The following is a 2619-nucleotide window of genomic DNA, read 5'->3' on the forward strand; positions in this document are numbered from 1 at the left end:
AGTCCCTCCTCGCCCTGAGTGGGGCCACCCTTCGGTTCGTCCACCGCCAAGTAGACGAGCCCGAAGGGTGACCTGCTCATGATCGTTGATTCGGAGTCCTGGATGAACATCCGTCGTTTCCGTGCCCTGCATGCCGCGGGCGCAACCTATGCCGAGATCGCCCGCGAGTGCGGGGTTGATTGGCGCACCGTCCGCAAGTATCTGTCCGAGGACGCGCCCTGTGTCCCGCCGTCCGCGTCACCGAGGGCTGGCACCCAACCCAAGCTGATCACCCCGTTCGTGGGCGTGATCGAGGCGTGGCTTCGTGCCGACATCGCCTTGAAGGGCACGGTGATCCACGAGCGGCTGGTCGCCGAGCACGGCTTCACCGGCAACTACCAGCGGGTGAAGATGTTCCTGGCCGAGGCCCGGCCACGGATCGCCGTCGAGCTCGCTGATGCCGATGAGAACCCGTTGCGGGGGCTGCATCGCCGCTTCGAGGTCGTCCCCGGGGCTCAGGCCCAGGTCGACTGGGGTGAGGAGGGCGACCTGCTCGCGCACGTCGGCATCCGGTGCGTCTACTCGTTCCATATGACGCTGTCTCACTCGCGGGACCCGTTCAGCTGTTTCACCACCAGCATGGACCTGGCGACGTTCTGGGACTGCCACCGCCGCGCGTTCGCCCATTTCGGCGGGGTGCCGGCCACGCTCGTCTATGACCGCACCAAGACCGTGGTCAAGCGCCATGTCGCGCCCGGGGTCGCGGTGCCGCTGCACCCGGAGGCGGCCGCGTTCGCCGAGCACTACGGGTTCACCATCGATGTGCTGGCTGCCTACCGGCCGACCGGGAAGGGTCGCGTCGAGCGGCAGGTCGCCATCGTGCGTGACCACGTGGTCGCCGGCCGCTCATTCGACTCGATCGCCGAGCTCGACGGAGCGTTCGAGGCCTGGTTGCCGATCCGCCGGGCTCAGGTGCACCGCACCCATGGGCAGGTCATCTCGGTGCGCGCGACCCCTGACCGGGCAGCGCTGGCCCCGCTGCCGGCGAGCCCCTACCTGGTCACCGACAAACACCTGCGCCGGGTCGGCAAGGACGCCCTGGTCTCCTTTGAGGCCAGCTTCTACTCCGTGCCTGCACGCCAGATCCGCCCCGGTCAGCAGGTCTGGCTGCAAGTCGACGGCGAGGTCGTCACCATCCACGCCCTGCCTGCCGATAGCCGGCCCGAGGCCAGCAGCTGGCTGGCCACCCACGCTCGCGCCCGGGAGCACGGCTCCTGGGTGGTCGATCCGGCGCACTGGGACGGGCTACCCGAGGGACACACCCGCGCCGTCGTGGTCGAGCCAGCCACCGCCCCGGCGTTCGGGCTCGCACCCCGCACCGGTGACCGGCTCGAGCCATTGGCCTCGCTGCTGGCCCGCCGCCACGCCGACATCGAAGTCGCGGCCCGGCCGCTGACCGAGTACCACACCGCCGCCACCACCCCCAGGAGCTGACATGACCATCCCGACCATCCCGACCATCCCGACCACGCCGACCACGCCGACCACGCCGACCACGCCGACCACGCCGACCACGCCGACCACGCCGACCACGCCGACCACGCCGCCGACCTCCAGCGCGGTGTCGCTGAGCCAGGACACCGTCGCCAGCATCCGCGAGCTGCTCGAGATCTGTGAGGAGTTCCTGCGCATCGCCGGCCCGGCGACCCACGCCGAACTAGGGACCTATCTGCACCACCTGAACCCGCCAGCCGATCCTTTCTGGCTCATCGACATGCTCGGCTTCACCGCCGTCCACTTGGGCCACCAGCTCAAGGCGCAGACCCTGGCACAGGCCCCGGCATTGACCGATACCTGGCAGGAGGTCTTCGGGTGAGCGCGCTGACCACCGACCGGATCCGCGAGACCGCCACCAAGCTGGGCCTGACCCACCTCACCGAGGTCGTCACCGAACTGGTCGAGCGTGCCGAGGCTGCCCAGATGGGCTACCTCGACTTCGTCGACCTGCTCCTCGCCGAGGAACTCGGCCTGCGCGAGGGCCGCCGGTTCCGCAACGCGCTCAAGCTGTCCGGACTGCCGCACCACAAGACACTGGAGGAGTTCGACTTCGCCTTCCAACCCGACCTGGAGGCCCGCAAGGTCCGCGACCTGGCCACCCTGGAGTTCGTCCGCGCCAAGTCCAACGTCGCCCTGCTCGGACCCCCCGGCGTCGGCAAGACGATGATCGCCGTCGCGCTCGCCGTCGCCGCCTGTCAGGCCGGGTTCTCGATCTACTTCACTACCCTCGATGACCTGGTCCGCAAACTCCGCACCGCAGAGGCCACCGGCCGGTTCAACCGGCAACTCGCCGCGTTCCTACGACCCGCCGTCCTTGTCGTCGATGAAGTGGGATATCTCCCGCTGGACCGCGCCGAAGCCAACATGGTCTTCCAGCTCGTCTCGCGTCGCTACGAACGCGGCTCGATGATCATCACCAGCAACAAGTCCTTCGCTGAATGGGGCGGCGTCCTCGGAGACGACGTCCTCGCCACCGCCATCCTCGACCGCCTCCTGCACCACTGCAACGTGCTGACCATCAACGGCCCCAGCTACAGGCTCAAAGACCGCTTCGACCTCGTCACAGGAGGTGAACCCATGCCA

3 protein-coding genes are annotated in these 2619 nt (G+C 68.6%); all 3 read left to right on the top strand.

The genetic code is table 11. The features are described 5' to 3' along the window. Positions 1-102: 102 nt before the first annotated feature. Positions 103-1473, top strand: a complete 1371-nt coding sequence (gene istA / locus ACYVKX_RS23290; RefSeq protein ID WP_460836100.1) for an IS21 family transposase — start codon at positions 103-105, stop codon at positions 1471-1473. 1 nt (position 1474) lies between these two features. Next, on the top strand, positions 1475-1855 hold the full coding sequence (locus tag ACYVKX_RS23295; RefSeq protein ID WP_460836102.1) for a hypothetical protein: 381 nt from the start codon (positions 1475-1477) through the stop codon (positions 1853-1855). Further along, the coding region (gene istB / locus ACYVKX_RS23300) for an IS21-like element helper ATPase IstB (RefSeq protein WP_460836103.1) at positions 1852-2619 on the top strand (768 nt) is incomplete at its 3' end. The genes ACYVKX_RS23295 and istB, both read left to right, overlap by 4 nt.

It is taken from the genome of Nocardioides hungaricus (assembly GCF_054782915.1).

Excerpts from the sequence above, each read along its gene's own strand:
- ACYVKX_RS23295 (WP_460836102.1), top strand. The coding sequence starts at position 1,475 with ATGACCATCCCGACCATCCCGACCATCCCGACCACGCCGACCACGCCG.
- istA (WP_460836100.1), top strand. The coding sequence starts at position 103 with ATGAACATCCGTCGTTTCCGTGCCCTGCATGCCGCGGGCGCAACCTAT.